This is a genomic window from Streptomyces sp. SID12501 (assembly GCF_010550245.1).
Lineage (GTDB): Bacteria > Actinomycetota > Actinomycetes > Streptomycetales > Streptomycetaceae > Streptomyces.
The window spans coordinates 101,934-121,259 of the sequence record NZ_JAAGLU010000029.1; the positions used below are offsets into that span (position 1 = coordinate 101,934).

Here is a 19,326-nt window from a genome sequence, read left to right on the forward strand (position 1 = left end):
GAGACCGTCCCTTCCGGCTGCTTCGACTACTGCGCGAACAACGGACTGGGATCGATGACCCGTACCTTGTCCAGCTTGCCGCCGGACATCGTGCCGGTGATCACCTTCGCCGAGCAGGCCGCCTTCATCCCCGGTACCGCCGCGGAGTCACAGGTGAAGGTGGAGCCGTGGCCCACGGGCAACACGACGTCCTTGGCCGAGCTGATGGCCGCGGCGATCGTCCTGGGCGTGACCTCGCCGGTCAGGCCGTGCAGCGCGCGCACCAGGCCGAGCACACCCTGGTACCCGACGGCCGCGTATCCCTGGGTCGGTGTGTCGGGGCTGTACCGCTTCATCACCTGACGGTAGAGCTGGGCCTCGATGTGGTCGCTGGCCGGGTCGAAGCCGCTGAACACCTGCGCGCCGTCCATGCCCGCGCCCACGGCGTCGATGACCTCGGGGGCCACACACGACTGGACGAGCTCCCGCGGGGTGTCGCCGCCGAGCGTGCCGATCGCCTGGAGCACGGAGGTGCACACGGTCGACTCGCCGATGACGGCGACGGCATCGGGCTTCTTCCCCAGCGCGGCACTCACCTGAGGCGACGCGTCCGGTGTGCCCGCCGCTATCGTCACGATCTGCAGGTCGATGCCGGCCTTGGCGAAGAACGGCTTGCCGATGGCCTCCATGCCGCTCACCGCGGCCGGTACGTCGATGACGAACGCGGCGACCTTCTTGTACCCCATTTCCTTGGAGTACGCGGCCATCGCCGTCATGTTCGCCGGGAAACCGCCCGTCCAGGAGAAGGAGTCGGTGCTGGTGGCTTCAGCGTTGCTGGCGCCCACGGCGGTCGCCCAGGGAATGCCGGCCTGGGTCACGATCGGCACCATGGAGTCACCCAGACCGCTGCTCGTCAGTACGACCGCGTCCACCTTCTGCTCGACCATCTGGTTCGCGCAGTCCCGTGCGGCGGCCGGTTCCTCCTTGGTCTTACAGATCACGAAGGTGATCGGTCTGCCCGCGATCCCGCCGAGGTTGTCATTGGCGTACTTCCGGGCCGCTTCCGCGGCCTCCCTGTTCTCGGGCTGGCTGGTACTGGCGCCGCCCTCATTGGTGATCAGGCCGATCCTCACCGGCTCGCCGGTGGCTTTCTTGCCCGGGAACGCGCTCGCCAGCGCGGCTGGTACCTGCGTGCTGTCCGTGGTGGTGACGTCACCACCACCGCCTCCGCATCCTGCCAGCAGGACCGCGCTCGAAATCAGCGCGACCGACACCCGTGACCGGGGCGAGGAGAAGACCGGTCTGACCCACTCATTCATGTCGCTTCCCAAAGTTTCGGCGAGTGTCCGGCACTCGTTGCGATCAGTGGTCGGTAGCGCACCGGGCCGGAGCCGTGGCTGCGCTGCCGTCTGAGAATGTGAAGAGAGAAAGCCGCAAACGGATTTCGAATGGCACGTAGGCAGGGCGGCGCGGCAAACCATGCCGACCGGCGTGGCAGGGACCTCACGACCGGCGATCGGGGTGACCCGCCGGCACGGAACAGGTCATCCGATCCTCTCGATCGGAAACGGGTGCGCGGCAAGGGGCCGGCCATTGTCGTCGAGCCCGAACACGTCCGGTCCCGTTGCCGCGCACCGCTTGTGCCCGGGGCGCAGTTGCGTGTCAAGGGCGATCTTCATCGAATCTGTGGCTCTCTCGGGGAGCCACAGCGTCGAGGTTCATCAGCCCGTCATGGCTGCGGTCAATAACTTCGAGAGGGCGCCCATTTCTGCCGCAGTGTCCCGGCAGGTCGCCAGATCCTGGCGGAGGAACGGCGTGACAGCGTAGGCGCGGCACGCGGATCCGCCGCGGGCGACGATGCGCCGCCCCGTGGTGTTCCCGCCGCTTCTGACTGTGGGGACCTCGAACAAGGTGCTCTCCTCGACACCCATCACGCGGCCTGTCGCAAGCACTCGCGACATCGACTGCGTGATCGCCGGCCTCTGCCCGCCGCGTGTGCGGGCGGACCTGGGGCCGACCGCCGGTAACCGCTCCGCCATCGGCTCACCGGTCCGCCCGGCGTCGAGTAGCCCAATCGTTCCGGCAGCACTCGAACCCGAGGCCACGTCGCCACCTGGCAGTGCGCTCATCTCCGCTCCTTCGCGACAAGATGCTGACCCCGCAGGCCGATGTCGCACTTTCCACGCACAACTGGCTGCAATGCAGAAGAGTATACGTAATTGAAGTCTGGCGGAACCCGTCGCGCAGCCCCTGAAATGCCCCGTGCGGCCCCTGGCTGTTGATGTCAGGCCCTCATTCCGCACGTCGCTGCCGCTGTCATGGCCTGGTCGGCAGCACCGCAGCAACGGGATGCATCTGAAAGCCGCATGTCAGTGGGCTGCTGGGGAACAGCCGAATGATCGGGACCCTCAACCGGTGAGCGGTGCACGCAGGGTCGGTCAAAGGTTCGAGCCCGGAGGTGCGGTCGAGGGGCGCGCCTCGGTTGCTGCCGATGGTGGCGATCCCCATGTGCGGACAGCGCTCGTGCTCGAAATGAGGGGCCGGAATCCATTCGGCCAGTCATGGGAAGCCGTAGGCGCAACGACTGGACGGGGCGTCCCGTCGGGCTGCCTCGGCATGTGCGAAGGAATGGAGCGCAGGTCGGTCTCGCCGATGACCGGCTTCCTGCGGCTGCATGCCCGTCGGCTTCCGCGGCGGGAACCTGCGGGAACCTGCGGGCGCCGCCGCTGCCGTCCGGCTGCCGCAGAGAGTTGGTTCGTGGAGCCGTCCTCGGTGAGCCCCGCTCGCGAGATCACGCCTGAGTGAGGTACTTGTCCACAACTACCTGAACCGCGAGAAGCAGGCCCGACGGGCCAGGGGTGGCGATCGTTGTTACCCAGAGTTTTCAACAAAGTGTTGACGTCTCCTCGCCGGAAGGCGTTAGCTGTGCGCAGCCAGCCCTGAGTGCGTCCAGCACGCACCCCAGTACCCCAGTACCCCAGCACGCCCAAGGCCACGGAGGTCTGCCGTGACGTCGAGTACGACCCCTGGCGGCCTCGCCCGGTTCAACGCCCTGGCGGAGTCCACGGCCCGCGCCGCCCTTCACGAGGTCTGTGCCTCGACCGCCTGGGGGCGGCACCTGCTCGCGAAGCGCCCGTACGCCACCACCGAGGACCTGTACACGGCGAGCGACGCGGCGACGGCCGAGCTGACCGCCGACGACCTCGCCGAGGCGATGGCCGGGCACCCGCCCATCGGCCGTCCCGAGCCCGGTGATCCGACCTCCGCCCGCGAACAGCGCGGCATGGCCGGCGCCTCCGAGGATCTGAAGGCGGAGATGCTCGAACTGAACCTCGCCTACCAGGAGCGGTTCGGCCATGTCTTCCTGATCTGCGCGACCGGCCGGACCGGTGAGCAGATGCGCGACGCGGTTCGGGAACGGATCGGGAACACGCCGGAGCGGGAGCGGGAGATCGTCCGCACCGAACTGGGGAAGATCAACCGCATCCGGCTCGGCAACCTCGTACAGGAAGAGCACTGACAGACATGAGTACCGGCAGCACGGAAACCGCCGACCCCAGCGCCTTCGTCGCCTCCGTGTCCACGCACATCCTGGACACCAGCGTCGGCCGGCCCGCCGCGGGCGTCGCCGTGCGGCTCGCCGCGCGCAGCGGGCGCGAAGCGGACTGGCGGGCACTGGGCGACAGCGCGACGGACGCCGACGGGCGGTGCAAGGACCTGCCGGCGCTGCCGGAGGGCACGACCCATGTGCGGCTCGATTTCGAGGTCGAGCCGTACCTGGAGAAGAAGCAGGCCGATGCGCAGCAGGACGCCCCCGCGAACCGGGACAGCGTTGCGGCGGGAGCGTTCTTCCCGGAGGTGGCGATCACGTTCGCCGTCGTGCCGGGCGAGCACTACCACGTACCGCTGCTGCTCAACCCGTTCGGCTACTCCGTATACCGAGGGAGCTAGCAGCACCATGACCGATTCAGCAGGCAAGGCCCGCCCCGTCTTTCTCGGGCAGAACCAGTACGGCAAGGCCGAGAACCGCGTCGTGCGCGTCACCCGCGACGGCGCCACCCACCACGTCAAGGATCTCAACGTCTCGGTGTCGCTCTCCGGCGACATGGACGAGGTCCACCTCTCCGGCTCGAACGCGAACGTCCTGCCGACGGACACCACCAAGAACACGGTGTACGCCTTCGCCAAGGAGCACGGCATCGACTCGGCCGAGCAGTTCGGCATCCATCTGGCCCGGCACTTCGTGACCACCCAGGAGCCGATCCTGAAGGCGCGCATCCGGATCGAGGAGTACTCCTGGGAGCGGATCGAGGCGGCGGGTGAGGGTGAGCACTCCTTCGCCCGGCAGGGCCAGGAGACCCGGCTGACCCAGATCACGTACGACGGTTCGTCGTGGGAGGTGGTCTCCGGGCTCAAGGACCTGGTCGTGATGAACACGACCGACTCCGAGTTCTGGGGCTACGTCAAGGACAAGTACACGACGCTCCCCGAGGCCTACGACCGTGTCCTGGCGACCCAGGTGTCCGCGCGCTGGCGCTTCAACTGGTCCGACGAGGAAAGGGAGATGCCCGACTGGGAGGAGTCCTACGCGCAGACCCGCAGGCACCTGCTGTCGGCCTTCGCGGAGACCTACTCGCTCTCCCTCCAGCAGACCCTGTTCCAGATGGGTGCCCGGATCATCGAGCAGCGGGACGAGATCGACGAGGTGCGTTTCGCCCTCCCCAACAAGCATCACTTCCTGGTGGATCTGAAGCCGTTCGGGCTGAAGAACGACAATGAGGTGTACTTCGCCGCCGACCGTCCGTACGGACTGATCGAGGGCACGATCCTGCGTGACGGCGCCGAGGCGCGTATCCCCGCCGACCTCACCAACCTCTGACGCGTAACCGGAAGTTAAGGACGGACGAACGATGGTTCAGCGCATCGTCATCGAGAACTGCGCGGTCGCGACCGTGGACGCCGCCGACACCGAGTACGCGTCCGGCCATGTGGTGATCGCCGGCAACCGCATCGAGTCGGTCGGCGCCGGAAAGGCCCCCGAGGGTCTGACGGACGTGGTCCGGCGCATCGACGCGAGCGGGCACCTCGTCACCCCCGGCCTGGTCAACACGCACCACCACTACTACCAGTGGATCACCCGGGGCCTGGCCACCGACCACAACCTCTTCGACTGGCTGGTGGCGCTGTACCCGACGTGGGCGCGCATCGACGAGCCGATGGTGCGCGCGGCGGCGCAGGGCTCGCTGGCCATGATGGCCCGCGGTGGTGTCACGACCGCCATGGACCACCACTACGTCTTCCCGAAGGACTCCGGCGACCTGTCCGGCGCGATCATCGGAGCGGCCCGCGAGATGGGCGTCCGCTTCACGCTCGCCCGTGGCTCGATGGACCGCAGCGAGAAGGACGGCGGCCTGCCCCCGGACTTCGCCGTCGAGACCCTGGAGGGCGCGCTCGCCGCCACCGAGGCCACGGTCGACGAGCACCACGACCCCTCCTTCGACGCCATGACCCAGATCGCGGTCGCCCCCTGCTCACCCTTCTCCGTCTCGACCGAACTGCTGCGCGAGGGCGCGGAGTTGGCGCGGCGCAAGGGTGTACGCCTGCACACGCACGGCTCGGAGACGGTCGAGGAGGAGCAGTTCTGCAAGGAACTGTTCGGCATGGGACCGACCGACTACTTCGAGTCCACGGGCTGGCTCGGCGAAGACGTGTGGATGGCGCACTGCGTCCACATGAACGACTCGGACATCGCCGCCTTCGCCCGTACGAAGACGGGTGTGGCCCACTGTCCGTCCTCCAACGCCCGGCTTGCGGCTGGCATCGCGCGTGTCCCCGACATGCTGGCGGCGGGCGTCCCGGTCGGCCTCGGCGTCGACGGCACCGCGTCCAACGAGTCCGGCGAACTCCACACCGAACTGCGCAACGCCCTTCTCATCAACCGCCTCGGGGCGCACCGGGAAGCGGCTCTGAACGCCCGTCAGGCCCTGCGCCTGGGGACGTACGGCGGCGCCCAAGTGCTGGGCAGGGCAAGGGAGACAGGCTCACTGGAACCGGGCAAGCTCGCCGACCTGGTCCTCTGGAACCTGGACACCCTGGCCCACGCGTCGATCGCCGACCCGGTCATCGCCCTCGTCCTCGGCGCGGCGGCACCGGTCACCGCGTCCTTCGTGAACGGCGAACAGATCGTCGAGAACGGGCGGTTGCTGCACGTCGACGAGGACGAGATCGCCCGCTCGACGCGTGCGGAGGCCCGGCGGCTCGCCGCCATCGCGGCGCGAGCCTGACACCGGAGGCCCTGGGCCCTGGGCCTCCGGGCCTCCGGGCCTGAATAGACCTCCGGCCGAGGGGGACGGCCCTCGGCCGGAGTCCTGCCGTCGCGTGCGGCCGTCACCACCGACCGTCACCACCGACCGTCTCAGCCGGTCAGCCGATGTAGTAACTGTCCCCGTACACCTTCCAGTCGAGCGGCGGATCCAGGTTCAGGTTCCCCTGGTCCAGGAAGACCCGCTGGGCGGTGTCCACGCGGCTGGTGTCCGTGTGGGCCGTCTCCTGCCGCATCGCCCATTCCCGGGCGTCGAGGAAGGCGTTCAGGTACGTCGTCTCGTCGCCGCCGTCTGCCGGGGTGGCCGCGTTCGCGTGGGCCCGCGTGCGGATCCCGCCGAAACTGAGACTGTCCATGCCGGAGCCGTGCATGACCATCGCGTCGTAGTAGGCGAACTGGCCCAGCGTGCCGACGCCGTCCTTCTTGGCGCGGGCGACGGCCGGGTCGAAGTAGACGCGGTCACGCTCGTCGTCCTGGGCCCCGCGGAAGACGGACGTCTTCGCTGCCTTGCGCCAGGCGGCGGGGAAGCCCGGGTCCAGGCCGTCGTGCGAGTCCGTGCCGTCCACCGCGCGCAGCGCGGGCAGGTAGGCGGCCAGGACGTTGTCCGGATCCCGCGCGGTGTACAGCTCGACGAGGGCCAGCATGTCGCTCGTACCGGAGCAGAAGCCGATGATCCCGGCGGTGTAGCCGCGCCCGTCGCCGATGTCCTGGATGTACTTGTACTGCGCCCGCCAGTCCAGGGACGAGTTCTCCGCGCTGCACACCAGCCGCATCGCGATGTCCTTCTTGGCCGGGTCGTCGAGCCCGCTGCCGGTCGCCTCGGTGGTCGCCCCGGACGCGATCCGCTGGGTGGTCAGGATCGCGGTGGCGCCGAGGGCGGCCAACAACGTACGACGGGCGGCGGCTCTGTGCAGCATCGGCACGGGATCTCCAAGAAGGGCGCGGCAAGAAGAGGTCGAGAGTCGCGCACCAAGTTGGGAATGCCGTGGGGTGACGGTAGGAGGTCGCTGTGAGTACCGGTCAGAGTCCGAACAGCCGCGGCTCCGACGCCAGTGCGCGGAAGTACTCCTTCGGGTCCGTGACGAGCTTGCGCGCCTTGAGGTCCATCAGCCCGCCGACCGCCGTGATCTCGGCGCAGACCGTGCCGTCGGCCTTGCGGATCGTCTGCCGGATACGGAATGTCTTGCCCTCGCCCCAGACGAAGTCGCAGGTCACCTCGACCTCGTCGCCGGCGAGCAACTCGCGCTGATAGCGGATGGTGGTCTCCAGGGCCACCGGACCCACGCCCTTGGACGTCAGCCCCGCCTGGCTGATGCCCGCCGCGTGGAGTAACGCCCAGCGGGCGTGCTCCGCGTAGTTGAGGTACACGCTCTGGTTGAGGTGTCCCTGCACATCGGTCTCGTACCCGCGCACGGTCACCGGCACGGAAAACGGTTCGGCCACGACTTCCCCTTCACGACGGCTCGACTTCAGACTTCGCGACTTCACGGCGAACAGGACGGGGCAAGGGTACTGAGCGGTTGCTCACTGCCGTCAACTGCCTTGGCGCACAAGGTCGTTACGTCCGTCGGGGCGACGCCAGCAGATAGCGCGTGCCGGTACGCGGCTCGGTGTACTCGCCGACCTGCCAGCCGGCCTTCTCCAGGGTGGCCGCACAGGCCCGCAGCGCGTCGCCGTCGGGCTCGCGCACGGCGACGGCCTCCGGCTGCGGGGTCGCCCGCACCCGGTAGCCACCACTGGCCCCGCCCCCGCCCCCGCTCCCGTCCTCGGGCCGGTGGCCGGCCGCCTCCAGCGCCAACGCGGCGGCCTGCACCAGATGCGTACGCTCCCAACCGCACGGACGGTCCATGGCTCCGTCCGTATTGGTCATCCGGCGCAGCTCCAGCAGCCCCGTCCAGGCACTGTGCACCTCACGCGTCCGGGCGGCCCCGGCGGCCGGTGTCTCCGTCTCGCCGCCCACCCGCGCGGCGAACACTCCGGTGGTCCCGGAAGCAGGGGGAGCCGCGGGAGCGGCAGGCGTGTCCGCGGGCTGCGCTTCCTCCCGTATGCGATGGCCCGTCGGTGTCAGGAAGTGGTCGTGCGGTGGCCGCGGGTGCCGGAAGGCGAGCCCCCGCGCGACCAGCGCGGCGAGCTGGAACTCCGTTCCCCGCAGCCGTCCCGTGACGGGCTCGGCGGCGCCGATGACGCGTCGCTGGGCGGCGGTCGGCGGTCGTGTCATGGCGCACTCCTCCCCGGTCGTCGGCCGATGCGGGCGCGGGCGATCGGTCGGTCAGCCGTTCGCCCGGTCGATTCGAGCCGTTCCTCGAAGACTACGACCAGGGTCCGACATCGCGAGCCCAGCGCTCCAGCTCGGCGAACTCGCGCTCCCCGAGACCCCTGCGCGGGTCGATCCGCAGCAGCAGTGCCCGCCCAGTGTGGTGCTCGGCCACATGGCGGACATCGAGGTCGGTGATCATGTCGTCGACCCAGACGAAGGGGCGCCCGTCGGCCCACTCCACGACGCGCCGCGTCTTCCAGTACAGCCCGTCGGGTTCCTCGGCGAACAGGTTGGTGAACTCGATGACCGGCAGTGCGGCCGGCAGCCCGATCACCGGGCCGATCATCTCGTTCGCCTCGTGCATCCAGGTCGTGGCCCACGCCAGGTCGTAAGGCAGGGCCAGCAGCCGGGCGCCGTGACCGGGGTGCAGCCGTATCCGCAGGCCCCGCCGAAGCCGCCGGGAGCCCGGTTTCTGCCGGGCGGACCAGTTGGTGGGGTGCACCCGGCGGGTCACATAGCCCCGGTGGCGCAGGAGCCGGGCGCCGAACGGGTTGAGGGGGCCGTCGACGTCGAGGAGGAGCAGTGGTCGGTCCGTCATGGGGAGGGGTTACCCATGACGGACGGCGACTGACCGCCCCCGCGGGCGTTACTGCCGATAACCGCTCAGGAACCGCCCGATCCTGCTGATCGCCACCTCCAGGTCGTCCGCGTACGGGAGGGTGAGGATGCGGAAGTGGTCGGGGGAGGGCCAGTTGAAGCCCGTACCCTGCACGACCTGGATCTTCTCCTGAAGGAGCAGGTCCAGGACGAACTTCTCGTCGTCGTGGATCTTGTGGACGGCCGGGTCGAGGCGCGGGAACGCGTACAGCGCGCCCTTCGGCTTGACGCAGGAGACGCCCGGGATCTCGTTGAGGCGTTCCCACGCGCGGTCGCGCTGTTCGCGCAACCTGCCGCCGGGAGCGGTGAGTTCGTAGATGGACTGCCGGCCGCCGAGCGCGGCCTGGATGGCGTACTGTGCGGGCGCGTTGGGGCACAGGCGCATCGACGCCAGCATCGTCAGGCCTTCGAGGTAGCTGCGCGCGTGCTGCTTCGGGCCGGTGACCACCAGCCAGCCCGAGCGGAAGCCGGCCACCCGGTACGTCTTCGACAGGCCGCAGAAGGTCAGGACGACCAGGTCGGGGGCGAGTGCGGCGGCGGAGTGGTGCACCTCGTCGTCGTACAGGATCTGGTCGTAGATCTCGTCGGCGAAGACCATCAGGCCGTGGCGGCGGGCCAGGTCGAGGATGCCCTCGATGATCTCCTTCGGATAGACCGCGCCGGTGGGGTTGTTCGGGTTGATGATGACCACGGCCCTGGTGCGGTCGGTGATCTTCGCCGCCATGTCGTCCAGGTCCGGGTACCAGTCGGCCTGTTCGTCGCAGAGGTAGTGGACCGCCTTGCCGCCGGCGAGGGTCGTGACCGCCGTCCAGAGGGGGAAGTCCGGGGCGGGGATGAGGACTTCGTCGCCGTCCTCGACCAGCGCCTGGACCGCCATCGAGACCAGTTCCGAGACGCCGTTGCCGAGGAAGACGTCATCGACGTCGACCTCCAGGCCGCGTTCCTGGTAGCGCTGGGCGACGGCCCGGCGGGCGGAGAGAATGCCGCGAGAGTCCGTGTAGCCGTGGGCCTGCGGCAGCATGCGGATCATGTCCTGGAGGATCTCCGGCGGCGCCTCGAAGCCGAAGAGCGCGGGGTTGCCGGTGTTGAGGCGCAGGACGCTGTGGCCCGCCTCCTCCAGTGCGTTGGCGTGCTCGATCACCGGACCGCGGATCTCGTAACAGACCTCGCTGAGCTTGCTGGACTGCCGGAACTCCATGCGCTTACGCCCCTCCGGTTTGTGTGTTGCTTGGTTTTACCAAGTATCAGCTTGGAAAGTCCAACAACATGTCTAGACTGCGTCGCATGTCACCTCGCCGAAGCTACGACCAGTACTGTTCCGTCGCTCGCGCCCTCGATGCCGTCGGCGACCGCTGGACTCTCCTGATCGTCCGGGAGCTGCTGGCCGGTCCGCGCCGCTACACCGACCTGCACGCGGATCTGCCGGGCGTCAGCACGGACGTACTGGCGTCGCGGCTGAAGGACATGGAGCGGGACGGCCTCGCGAGCCGACGCCGGCTGCCGCCGCCGGGGGCCGCTTCCGTCTACGAACTCACCGGCCAGGGCAGGCGGTTGCTGCCGGTGCTCCAGGCGCTGGGGGAGTGGGGCGCGCCCGAGTTGGGCGAGCGACGTGCGACGGACGCCGTACGGGCGCACTGGTTCGCGCTGCCGTTGCTGCGCGGCCTGGATGCGGTGGGCGGCGGGGTGGGCGGCGCAGGGATCGTCGAAGTCCGGCTGGAGGAAGGCGAGTTCCACCTGTACGTGGGCGCGGAGGACGGTCCGGTGTACGGCGCCGGGCCCGCCCCCGAGGAGCCCGACGCCCGCCTGTCGATGGACACCGGGACGTGTGCGGCGATCGGCCGGGGGGATGTCGGCGTGCTGGACGCCGTACGGGACGGGCGCATCGAGGTGACCGGCGAGGGAACACTCGCCAAGGCCCTGCGGGAGGCCTGATCCGCAAACGAGGCCTGATACGGCACATGCCTGCCGCGCGACCTTGCGCGGCAGGCATGGTGACGAACCGTCAGCTGTCGATCAGGCTCCCGGCGGAACCTGCCTCGGCCGGCCCGAGCCGCGCGTCAGGGCGTAGCCGCCGACGCCCGCCAGGGCGGCCAGCGCGCCGCCGAGCGCCGTCCAGACCCAGCGGTCGGACCACCAGCCGCTGGACCAGCCGTCGTCGGGCTCGATGCTCGACAGCACCGCGGACGTCGTCGAACTGTCCTCCGTGTCCTCGGACTTGACCGCGATCCCGGGCACCAGCGGCTCGGCCAGCGAACCGTCCACGGCCGCCGCACCGCCGATGTCCTTCGAGTCGACCCGCACTTCGGCGCCGACCGGGAGGCCGAGGTCGGAGGTCGCGAGGTTCACCGTCGTCAGCCGGAGGTAATAGGTGCCCGGCAGCGGGTCGTTGGCCCACTGCTCCGACCAGGCGCGGACCGTGCGCAGGGTGCACGCCAGCTCCACGGACGCGGTGCCCGAGGCGGCGGTGCGGGTCTGGGCGCCGTACTGGCAGGCCTGGCGGCGCCGCAGACCGTCGTACACGTCGAGCTGCCACGTCTCGGACGCGTGCGTGTCCGGCAGCTTCACCGTCGCCTTGACGGTGGGGCGTTGACCGGCGTCCGCGGGGAACGACCAGTACAGGTAGTCGCCCGCCGAGCCGCTCGCGGTGGCCTGCTGGCCCTGGTCGATCTCCGTCGCCGTACGGAACGACGTGCCCGCGGAGGTGGGGGCCGAGCTCCCGTCCGAAGGACTCGCGGAGGGCGAGGCGTCGGCGACGGCCGGGGTCGCGGCCAGCCCGAGCATCAGCACGGCCGACCCCAACGCGCGTGCACCGCGCGACAGTTGATTCTTGTGAACTCGCATCACTCGCGTCACTCGCATCAGTTGGTCCTCCATACCGAGACCCGCAGACGCGAGATCCAGCCCCACAGGACACCCGTGAGGAAGCCGAACAGGATGAGCGCGCCCAGCAGCCACCAGCCGCGGCCGAGGCCGAAGGAGGCCACGTCGCTCGCCTGGCTCGGGCCGTCGACGACGTCGACGGTCAGTTCGAGCGGCAGACCGGGTGTGGACTTCACACCACTGGCCGCCGAGAAGGAGTTGGTGACCTGGAGACACACGGTCTCGGCCACCGACTCGTCATCCTCGTCGTCGGCCTCCGCCTTCGCATAGCGCAGGCCCGTCGAGATGACGTCGGTACGGCCGGTTCCGTTGCCCTCGCCGCGGACGATCTCACGGCCGTGCGCGGTCACCGCCCGCAGCAGCACCCCGTAGTCGGGGTTGACGGCCCGGTCGGCCGACACGCTCACCGAGGCGCGCAGTTCCTTGCCCGGCTGGACGTCGACGCGGTACCAGCGCTGCTGTCCGAACTCCTCGCGGTCCGTGTACAGACCGGACTTCACCGCCGGAGCGTTCGTGCACCCGGCCGCGCCCTCGACGGCCACCGGCGTCACCACCGGGTCGGCGGCACGGACCACCAACTGGTTGACCTTGTCGGCGAGTTCGTCGGTGTGCTCGACCGACGTGTAGGTCCCGCCGGTCGCCTCGGCGATACAGCTCAGCTGCTGCCGCATCTTGGTGTTCGGGACCAGGCCGAGGGTGTCGATGGTGAGGCCGATGCCCTTGGCCGCGATCTCCCGGGCCACCTCGCACGGGTCGAGCGGTGCGCAGGTGTCCTCGCCGTCGCTGATGAGCACGATGCGCTTGGTGCCCTCACCGCCGTCGAGGTCGTCCGCCGCCTTCAGCAGTGCGGGGCCGATCGGCGTCCAGCCGGTGGGCGTGAGCGTCGCGACCGCCGTCTTGGCCTCGACGCGGTCGAGCGGACCCACCGGGAAGAGCTGCGCGGTGTCCTTGCAGCCTTCCTTGCGGTCGTCGCCGGGGTAGTTGGCGCCCAGCGTGCGGATGCCGAGCTGGACCTCCTCGGGTGTCGCGTCCAGCACCTCGTTGAACGCCTGCTTCGCCGCGGCCATCCGCGACTGGCCGTCTATGTCCCGGGCTCGCATCGAACCGCTGACGTCGAGGAGGAGGTTGACCTTGGGTGCGAGTGCGGTGGTTTCGTCGGCGACGGCTTCGGCCGGGACCGCGATCCCGGCCGCCAGGGCGGTGAGCAGGGCGCAGGCGCCCGCCGCCAGCCGTTGTCTTGTGATCATCGATGGATCCTATTGACACTGGGTGACCCGCTTCAAAACGGGGCCCATCAGTGGCCACCCCGCTTCACCCCTCCCGCCACCTCGCCCAGAGGGCTGGGCAGTTGGGTCCACAGGTCGCCGGGCGTGTTCGGTGACAGCCGCATCAGGGTCAACGCCTTGGTGGGCAGGGGCTGTTCGCGCAACGCCAGGAGATCCGGCGTGCGCGGCAGCCCTCGTACGGCCGTCTCCAACGCCTCCCGCAGTGCCGTCTCCGAACCGGCCGTCGCACCCAGTGCCCCCGCCACCAGCGAGCCGAACAGCTTGCGGCGCAGGGTGATTTCGTCGTCGGTGACGATCCGTCCGGTCAGCTTCGGCGCCGGGATGCCGTGCCGGGCCAGCCGGGCCGGACTGACGCGGATGTCGGCGAGGTCGCGGTAGACCAGCCGCAGGGGGTCCCCGGTCGCCGACAGCACGACGAGGAGATTCTGACCGTGTGCCTCCAGGGCGACGCCCAGATCGAGCAGCCGCAGCCCGACGGTGAGCGCGAGACGCGTGAACTCGGCCAGCCAGGAGGGTGATCGGGGAAGCTCTGTGGCGGCCAGGGCCCCGACCGGAACGACGTACTCGCCCGCCCCCGAGTCCGCGTACAGGTCCGGCGGTTCCCTCAACACCGCCGCCAGATCGGGGGAGTCGGCGGTGACCGCGCCGAGCGTGCGGGTGATGTGCAGCAGCCCGTCGAGACGCGCGGCCATCGACTCCATGAACGCCGACACCGTCGCCGCCGTCTCGATCGAGTACGGCGAGATGTCCCGTACCGAGGAGGTGAGCCGAGCGCTCAACGCGGTCTTGAGGTGCGGTCCGCCGTCCGGGAGGGCGAGGCTGCGCAGGGACATCAAGGGATGCGCCGACAGGCGGCCCGCGCTCGGGAGTCGGAGCACATGTGCCCCCTGCCAGGGGTGCACCGGAATCAGCGGACGTCCCCCGTCCCGCAGCCACGCGGGCCACTCGCCCCGCACGGCACAGTCGTCCGCCGCCACCAGCGCCAGCTCCACGACCGGCCGGTGCTCGGGCCCGTACGCGAGCTGCTCGGCCACCGAGAACCCGGGCCGGGAACGGCAGTTGGGGTGGAAGGGGTGACCGTCGACGACCCGCTGCTCCCACTCCCAGCCGGTCACGGGGGCATGCAGGGCACTGTCCTGGCCGGCGCGTGACAGGGCCAACGAGGCGACACTGTGGCCGAGTTCGGCCGCGAAGGCGGGTCCGTGCGGGACGGCCAGGTCCGTCATCAGCCGCGCCGGATCGTCGTACGACACCGTCCCGAGCCGAACGTCGGTGACACGGCCGTCGACGGCGTACGGATCGGCGTACGGGCCCTCGAGCCGGCGCCCGTCCGTCAGCAGGAGACCTGTGCCGTTCTCGCGGTGGGTGATCCACGGCAGCGGTTCGTGGACCAGCGCCCGCCACAGCCGGGTCAGCACGGCGGCCCGGGCGCCGGGCAGCTCGGCCGCGTACCGCGACACGAGCTCGGGTCGGACGGCGGCCAGTTCGTCGGCGACCTCGGCCTCTGCGCTGGAGGGACGGTGCACGGCGGGCTCCTCGGGTGGGGGTACGGGTGCGGGTTTGGGCGCGGGTATGTGCTGGTGAACGGGCGTGGACGACGACAGACATACTTGATCGACAGTGCACCGCGGGAAACCGCGAGCGTAGGAGAGCACCGTAAGAAACGAGGGAACGCGTGGACCCCACCAGGCCCCCCACCGCCCCCCCGGCCCCCACCGCATCCCCAGCCGCCGCTGCACCCCCGGCTCCCACCGCACCTCCGGCCATGCCCGCGCACGACGGCATCGGAGCGCGCGCCGACGCGTACGCGACCGCGCCCCTGCTCAACTGCCTGCTCCGGGAGGTGGCCCAACCGGTCCCCGGCCCGGGCGAGCCGCGCGTGTACCGGCTGCCGAGCGGGGAGCGCCTGCTGCGTGTGCGCGGCGCACGGCGGCCCGCGGCGCCCGAGGTGAACACGGGCGACGGCGTCTGGCACCCGGTCGGCCACGCCGAACTCGTCAAGCTCGTGGCCGAGGCACTCCAGGCGTACACCGGCCTGTCCAACCCCGAGCTGCCCGCCGAGATGGCCGACAGCCGGGACGCGGTCGCCGCGCTGCTCACCGCTCGCGACCGCACCACGCCGCCCGAGGACCGGTACCGGCGCTCCGAGCAGTCCCTTCTCACCGGGCACCCCTACCACCCGGCGCCCAAGGCGCGCGGCGGCGGCCCGGTCGCGGGCTGGCTGCCGTACGCGCCCGAGGCGTACGCCGCCTTCCCGCTGGTGCTGCTGGGCGTGCGGGAGGACGCGATGGCCGAGGAGGGCGATGTGTCCGCCCTCGACGCCTTCGGCACGGCCCCGCCCGGTTACCGGCTGCTGCCCGTCCACCCGTGGCAGCTCGACCTCGTCGGCCCGAGCCTGGCGGACGCCTTCTCGGACGGACGGCTGATCCGGCTGGGCACGACCGCGTTCGACACCTGGCCCACGGCGGCGATCCGCACGCTGTACGCGCCCGAGCACGACGTCTTCGTCAAGTTCAGCCTCGACGTCCGCATCACCAACGACGTACGCCGGCTGTGGCGCCACGACCTGCTGGCACTGCGCCGCACGGACGCGGCGGTCGTCGCCGCTGCCGAGGGCCGGCCGGTCTGGCTCAGCGATCGGGGCTACCGCACCGCCGACTTCGCCTTCGAGGAGCTGGCGGTCCTGGTCCGCGACGGCCTGCGCGACCATGTCGTGCCGGGCGCCACGCCGCTGCTCGCCGCCGCGCTGGTCGAGGGCTTCGACGGCAACCCGCTCGACGGGCTCGCCGACCCGGCCGCCTGGTGGACGGCGTATCTGCGCTGTGCCGTGCCACCGGTCGTCGAACTGTTCGCACGGTACGGCGTCGTCATCGAGGCCCACCTCCAGAACTGCCTGATCGTGGTCGACGCCCATGGAACCCCCGTACAGGCCCTGTACCGGGACGCGGAGGGCGTGAAGCTGCTGCCGGACGTGACGCGGGCGGCGGGCTGGGAGCGGCTCGTGTACTGCCTGGTCGTCAACCACCTCACGGAGGTCGCGGAGGTGCTGAGGGAACGCCACCCGGGCTTCGACCCCTGGCAGGCCGTACGCCGGGAGCTGTCCCGCCACGACCTCCCCGAGGTCGCCGCACTCCTCGCCTCGCCCACCCTGCCCGGCAAGACCAACCTGCTGCTGCGCTGGACCGGAGCCGACGGCGCCGACGCCCGCTATCTGCCGCTGCGGAATCCGCTGGCGGGGTGAACCGGAGGGGGAAGGGGAACCGTTTCGGACCCGATGACGTCATGAGCGGAACATCTAGACTGATGTCCGGCAATGGGGAGCCTCGCGGCTGATCACGGCCGCTCGACGGGGACGGGGGTCGGGACGATGAGTTCCCGCAGCCGGGCCGCAGAGGTGAGATGGGGGAGTCATGAAACCGCTCGGAGCAGGTGATCCCGCCTCTGTCGGGGACGGCAGATACCGGCTGGTCGGACGGCTCGGCCAGGGCGGAATGGGCGTCGTCTACTTCGGCCGGTCGCGGTCGGGCCGGGCGGTGGCCGTCAAGGTCGTACGGCCCGAACTGAGCACGGATCCGGGCTTCCGGCGCAGATTCGCCGACGAGGTGGCCGCGGCCCGCCGAGTCGGCGGCTTCCACACCGCGCCGGTCGTGGACGCCGACCCGGAGGGCGAGCCGGCCTGGCTGGTGACGGCCTACGTACCCGGCCCCACGCTGCGGGACCTGCTCGACCAGGTGGGCCCCCTTCCCACGGACACGCTCACCGTGCTGGCCGCCGGCCTCGCCGAGGCACTGGCCGCCATTCATCAGGCCGGGGTCATCCACCGCGATCTGAAGCCCGCCAACATCATCGTCGCGGAGGACGGCCCCCGGGTCATCGACTTCGGCATCGCGCGGGCCCTCGACGGTTCGGCCCTCACCCAGACCGGGTTCCAGATCGGCACGCTCGGCTTCCTCGCGCCGGAGCAGCTCACCGGCGGCACGCTCACTCCCGCGGTGGACATGTTCGCCCTGGGCGTGGTGCTCAGCCAGGCGGCGGGCCGCGCTCCCTTCGGCGACGGGGGGTCGGCCGCCTGGCCCTACCGCGTCGTCCACGAACAGCCGGACCTCACGGACGTGCCCGACCTGCTGCGCGGACTGGTCGCGGCCTGTCTGGCCAAGGACCCGCTCGACCGCCCCGGCCCGTCGGAGTTCCTCGACCAGCTCACGGTCCGGCATCCGTCGGACGCCTGGCTCCCCGCCGAGGCGACCGCGATCATACGGAGGCAGGCCCCTGCGGCGTACCTCACGGCGGCGGACCGCCCGTCGGCAGTGCCCACCGATCCGCGCACGACCGTGTCGGCGCCTCCGGCCGGCGAAGGACAGACGCCGGCCATCGATCCGCGTACGACGGTGTCCGCGCCGCCGGTCACCGATGGACAGGCCCTGGCCACGGACCCGCGCGCGACCGTGTCCGCGCCACCGGTCGCCGAAGAGCAGACCCTGGCCACCGACCCGCGCCCCGCCACGTCCGCCCCGCCGACGCCTGCCGAGGGCCGGACAGTGGCCTCCTACCCCCTGACCGTCCAGTCGCCGCCCGGCCCCGGTTTCGGGCCCCCGCCGGTCCTCGCACCGGCCCCGGTCCCGCCCGGCGGTGCCGGGGTACGGAGGGGGCGCCGAGGGGCGGTCGCCGTAGCGGCGCTGCTGGTCGCGGCGGCCGTCGCGGGGCTGCTCGTGTGGCAACCCTGGAACGGTTCCGGCAAGGGCGGCGACGCCGATGCCGACACCGGGGGAGCCTCGCCGTCGGCCCGGCGATCGACCCCCGCCGCGTTCCCCGACGACCCGCTGCTGGTCCGGCTGGACAGGGACCCCGGATCGTCGGAATGTCACAGCGTGATCGGCCGCCGCGACTCCACCACGGACAACCCCAAACAGCTGATCGACGGGACCTGCGACGCCCTTCCGCAGTGGTCCCCCGACCACGAGTCGTTCGCGTTCACCCGTAAGACGGCGGACGGGTCGGCCGTGTGGACGGCGAAAGCGGACGGTTCCGGCGTCCGCCGGATCGCCGCCATCTCGGGCGGCCGTGTCTCCTGGTCCCCGGACGGCAAGCGACTGGCCGTCCTGCGCCGCGCGGACGATGTGCAGCAGCTGTTCGCCGTGAACGTCTCGGACGGCTCCGCGCAGCAACTGACCACCGGCTCCGGGAAGGTGGAGGACCCGGCCTGGTCCCCCAACGGCAAGCTCATCGCCGTCTGCCTGCAGAAGACGTCGGGCTGGCAGGTCCACGTCGTCGATCCGGCAAAGCCGGGCGCCGAACCCCGGCAGGTGACCCACCAGTCCCGGCGGGCGCTGGACCCCGTCTGGTCCCCGGACGGCCGCTACTTCGCGTACACCGCCGGAGCACCCGGCGAGGGGACGGGGGGAGACATCCGCATCGCCAAGGCCGACGGCAGCGAAGACATGTCACTGGTGCAGACGGCCGCCCAGGAGATGGACCCGGTCTGGTCACCGGACGGCAAGTGGGTGGCCTTCGTCCGAGGGCCCTTCGAGCGGCCGGCGGTCTGGGCGGTCCGCGCGGACGGCACAGGTGAACGCAAGCTCACCACCGGCAGCACACCGGAGGGGCATCCTTCCTGGAACTGAGGCCGGTGCCCGGTCGATCGCTGCCCTGCCCTGCCCTGCCCCGGCCCGGCGCAGCGCCTCGGCCGGTGTCTTGCGGATCCGCAGCGCGTTCAGGACCGCTCCGGCGAGTGCCTGCCGGGTGCCGGGCAGTGCGGTGAGGAAAGCGGTCGTCTTCTCGGCCCACATGTGGTCGTCCACAGCGACACGGGCCTTACGGCCGGGCAGCCGGGCGGCGATCAGGGCGTACGGGTCCTCTGTCTCGGTCCAGCCGGTGATCCCGGTGGTCTCCGGCGGCGGCCGAACGGGGCCGATCGGCCTCTTGTCCGGGCCGATGGGCCCTGCTCC

Annotated in this window: 17 protein-coding genes and 1 pseudogene; 7 read left to right on the plus strand and 11 right to left on the minus strand. The window is 70.8% G+C overall.

All coding sequences use genetic code 11. The annotated features are described in order from the left end of the window. Positions 1-26 precede the first annotated feature (26 nt). The gene (locus tag G3I71_RS31005) at positions 27-1,298 is read right to left on the minus strand and encodes an ABC transporter substrate-binding protein (protein WP_203731822.1); all 1,272 of its coding nucleotides are present in this window, start codon (positions 1,296-1,298) and stop codon (positions 27-29) included. A gap of 402 nt (positions 1,299-1,700) precedes the next feature. After that, entirely contained in the window at positions 1,701-2,108 is a 408-nt protein-coding gene (locus tag G3I71_RS31010; RefSeq protein WP_164319750.1) for a hypothetical protein, read from the minus strand. A gap of 878 nt (positions 2,109-2,986) precedes the next feature. Between G3I71_RS31010 and uraD the strand changes: the two genes are divergently transcribed. Genes uraD through G3I71_RS31030 form a run of 4 tightly spaced genes read left to right on the plus strand, consistent with a single transcriptional unit; the run spans position 2,987 to position 6,263 of the window. Beyond that, a complete protein-coding gene (gene uraD / locus G3I71_RS31015; RefSeq protein ID WP_164319752.1) occupies positions 2,987-3,499 on the plus strand; it encodes a 2-oxo-4-hydroxy-4-carboxy-5-ureidoimidazoline decarboxylase in 513 nt (170 codons plus the stop codon). Between the two features lie 5 nt (positions 3,500-3,504). Beyond that, positions 3,505-3,930: a hydroxyisourate hydrolase gene (uraH, locus tag G3I71_RS31020; protein WP_164319754.1), complete on the plus strand. Its 426-nt coding sequence runs from the start codon at positions 3,505-3,507 to the stop codon at positions 3,928-3,930. A gap of 7 nt (positions 3,931-3,937) precedes the next feature. Next, on the plus strand, positions 3,938-4,858 hold the full coding sequence (gene pucL, locus G3I71_RS31025) for a factor-independent urate hydroxylase (RefSeq protein WP_164319756.1): 921 nt from the start codon (positions 3,938-3,940) through the stop codon (positions 4,856-4,858). Between the two features lie 31 nt (positions 4,859-4,889). Then, positions 4,890-6,263 (plus strand): 8-oxoguanine deaminase, encoded by a 1,374-nt coding sequence (locus G3I71_RS31030; protein ID WP_164319758.1) that lies wholly within the window; start codon positions 4,890-4,892, stop codon positions 6,261-6,263. A gap of 139 nt (positions 6,264-6,402) precedes the next feature. Here the strand turns inward: G3I71_RS31030 and G3I71_RS31035 are convergent, their stop codons facing one another. From G3I71_RS31035 to G3I71_RS31055, 5 genes are all read right to left on the minus strand, one after another. Next, positions 6,403-7,218, minus strand: a complete 816-nt coding sequence (locus G3I71_RS31035) for a chitosanase (protein ID WP_164319760.1) — start codon at positions 7,216-7,218, stop codon at positions 6,403-6,405. Between the two features lie 103 nt (positions 7,219-7,321). Further along, positions 7,322-7,744, minus strand: a complete 423-nt coding sequence (locus tag G3I71_RS31040) for an acyl-CoA thioesterase (RefSeq protein ID WP_164319762.1) — start codon at positions 7,742-7,744, stop codon at positions 7,322-7,324. Positions 7,745-7,859: 115 nt separating this feature from the next. Further along, positions 7,860-8,519, minus strand: a complete 660-nt coding sequence (locus G3I71_RS31045) for a hypothetical protein (protein ID WP_164319764.1) — start codon at positions 8,517-8,519, stop codon at positions 7,860-7,862. A gap of 91 nt (positions 8,520-8,610) precedes the next feature. Then, complete coding sequence (locus tag G3I71_RS31050; protein WP_164319766.1) at positions 8,611-9,156, minus strand: HAD domain-containing protein; 546 nt, start codon at positions 9,154-9,156, stop codon at positions 8,611-8,613. A 48-nt stretch (positions 9,157-9,204) separates the two neighbouring features. Next, positions 9,205-10,413 carry a pyridoxal phosphate-dependent aminotransferase gene (locus G3I71_RS31055; RefSeq protein WP_164319768.1) on the minus strand — a complete coding sequence of 403 codons (1,209 nt, stop codon included), beginning with the start codon at positions 10,411-10,413 and terminating at the stop codon, positions 9,205-9,207. Between the two features lie 86 nt (positions 10,414-10,499). On the opposite strand from G3I71_RS31055, the gene G3I71_RS31060 reads away from it, so the two are divergent. Continuing rightward, the gene (locus G3I71_RS31060) at positions 10,500-11,147 is read left to right on the plus strand and encodes a helix-turn-helix domain-containing protein (RefSeq protein ID WP_164319769.1); all 648 of its coding nucleotides are present in this window, start codon (positions 10,500-10,502) and stop codon (positions 11,145-11,147) included. An 81-nt stretch (positions 11,148-11,228) separates the two neighbouring features. Here the strand turns inward: G3I71_RS31060 and G3I71_RS31065 are convergent, their stop codons facing one another. Genes G3I71_RS31065 through G3I71_RS31075 form a run of 3 tightly spaced genes read right to left on the minus strand, consistent with a single transcriptional unit; the run spans position 11,229 to position 14,907 of the window. After that, the gene (locus G3I71_RS31065; protein ID WP_164319771.1) at positions 11,229-12,074 is read right to left on the minus strand and encodes a hypothetical protein; all 846 of its coding nucleotides are present in this window, start codon (positions 12,072-12,074) and stop codon (positions 11,229-11,231) included. Continuing rightward, entirely contained in the window at positions 12,074-13,342 is a 1,269-nt protein-coding gene (locus tag G3I71_RS31070; protein ID WP_164319772.1) for a VWA domain-containing protein, read from the minus strand. The genes G3I71_RS31065 and G3I71_RS31070 overlap by 1 nt, the downstream gene beginning before the upstream one ends. Positions 13,343-13,389: 47 nt before the next feature. Then, positions 13,390-14,907 carry an IucA/IucC family siderophore biosynthesis protein gene (locus G3I71_RS31075; RefSeq protein ID WP_164319774.1) on the minus strand — a complete coding sequence of 506 codons (1,518 nt, stop codon included), beginning with the start codon at positions 14,905-14,907 and terminating at the stop codon, positions 13,390-13,392. Between the two features lie 239 nt (positions 14,908-15,146). Between G3I71_RS31075 and G3I71_RS31080 the strand changes: the two genes are divergently transcribed. Both G3I71_RS31080 and G3I71_RS31085 read left to right on the plus strand, forming a co-directional pair. Continuing rightward, the gene (locus tag G3I71_RS31080; RefSeq protein WP_164319776.1) at positions 15,147-16,622 is read left to right on the plus strand and encodes an IucA/IucC family siderophore biosynthesis protein; all 1,476 of its coding nucleotides are present in this window, start codon (positions 15,147-15,149) and stop codon (positions 16,620-16,622) included. Positions 16,623-16,791: 169 nt separating this feature from the next. After that, positions 16,792-19,002 carry a protein kinase gene (locus G3I71_RS31085; RefSeq protein WP_164319777.1) on the plus strand — a complete coding sequence of 737 codons (2,211 nt, stop codon included), beginning with the start codon at positions 16,792-16,794 and terminating at the stop codon, positions 19,000-19,002. A gap of 9 nt (positions 19,003-19,011) precedes the next feature. Here the strand turns inward: G3I71_RS31085 and G3I71_RS51465 are convergent. Next, a pseudogene (locus G3I71_RS51465) lies at positions 19,012-19,257 on the minus strand (aminopeptidase P family protein); the annotation flags it as partial. Between the last annotated feature and the right edge of the window lie 69 nt (positions 19,258-19,326).